Raw genomic sequence first — 1,363 nt, 5'->3', positions numbered from 1 at the left:
CATATCTTCAATTTGGTCCTGATGGACTACTTCGTAGTCGAAAAAATAAAGTTTATTCTGTTCAAGAGAAGCTGAATGCGATAGAGTTATATTTGACTAATGAAATGTCCACTCGTGAAGTTGCGAATTCAATAGGATTAAATAATCCTGCTTTAATCTCCGCGTGGCTTACCAAATATAGAACTAATGGTATTGATGGACTTTCAAATGCAAAAGGGAGACCATCCAAAATGCCTGAAGAAAAAAAGAAAAGTATAAATAAAACAAAGAACGTAAATCTCGATAGAGAGAATCAAACTACTGAAGATCGCATCAAAGAACTCGAACAAGAAAACTATATGCAACGACTGGAAATTGCCTATTTAAAAGAACTAAGGAGTTTACAGAAGCGAAAAAGCCAACAAAAAAAGAATTAACGAAAATCGCCTGTGAGCTCCAAAAATCATTTCATATAAAGGATATATTGTCGTTTATCGGCTTAGCTAAAGCCACTTTCTATCATTGGAAAAATCGTTTAGACGAAGTAAATCTAGACCAAGATCTGATTAATGAGATTAGGGATATATTTGAAGGAAATTATGAAGCTGTAGGATATCGTTATATTAATCAAGAGTTACGTGCTAGAGGGAAAGTTGTTAATCACAAAAAGATTCAAAGATTAAAAAGAGAAAATAATATACAATGTAAAGTTTTTACACGTAAATCTAGAAAGTATAATTCTTATAAAGGAACCGTAGGTACTACTGCGAAAAATAAAATTCGTAGAAGATTCCATACAACAGTTCCTCACCAAAAAATTACTACAGATACAACAGAATTTAAATATTATATCAAAGATAATGCTGGGAATATGCAAGTAAAAAAACTCTATTTAGATCCATTTATGGATATGTTTAATAGTGAAATTCTAAGCTATCGAATTTCTACATCACCAAATGCAAAAGCTATTATGGAGGGATTAGAAGAGGCTATCCAGATTACAAGTGATTGTCCATTTCGCAGAACCTTTCACTCAGATCAAGGATGGGGCTACCAAATGAAAGCCTACGTCAGGCGATTAAAGTATAAACAAATCTTTCAAAGCATGTCCCGCAAGGGAAACTGCTTAGATAATTCTTTAATGGAAAACTTCTTTAGCATTTTGAAACAAAGTATGTATTATGGAAAAGTATTTCATTCTTTTGAAGAATTGAAATTAGCTATCCAAAATTTTATACATTATTATAATCATAAACGGCGTAAAGCAAAGTTAAATTGGCTTTCTCCCGTTGAATATCGTTTAAAATATGTATCGTAGCGCTCATCTTACTAACGCGCTGCCGCTTGTTTAAACTTTATTTTATACTGCAGAAGAAATTCCCTT

Annotated in this window: 2 protein-coding genes; both read left to right on the top strand. The window is 32.4% G+C overall.

The features are described from left to right. Window positions 1-416, top strand: a 416-nt coding sequence (locus tag NE257_RS11440; protein ID WP_251886522.1) for a helix-turn-helix domain-containing protein, incomplete at its 5' end; no start/stop codon positions are given. A gap of 5 nt (window positions 417-421) precedes the next feature. Then, entirely contained in the window at window positions 422-1,297 is an 876-nt protein-coding gene (locus tag NE257_RS11435) for an IS3 family transposase (protein WP_251886523.1), read from the top strand. Window positions 1,298-1,363: the final 66 nt, after the last annotated feature.

Origin of the sequence: Enterococcus italicus (genome assembly GCF_023743875.1) — a bacterium.
Classification (GTDB): Bacteria; Bacillota; Bacilli; order Lactobacillales; family Enterococcaceae; genus Enterococcus_G; species Enterococcus_G italicus.
This window is presented reverse-complemented; position numbering and strand designations above follow the sequence as displayed.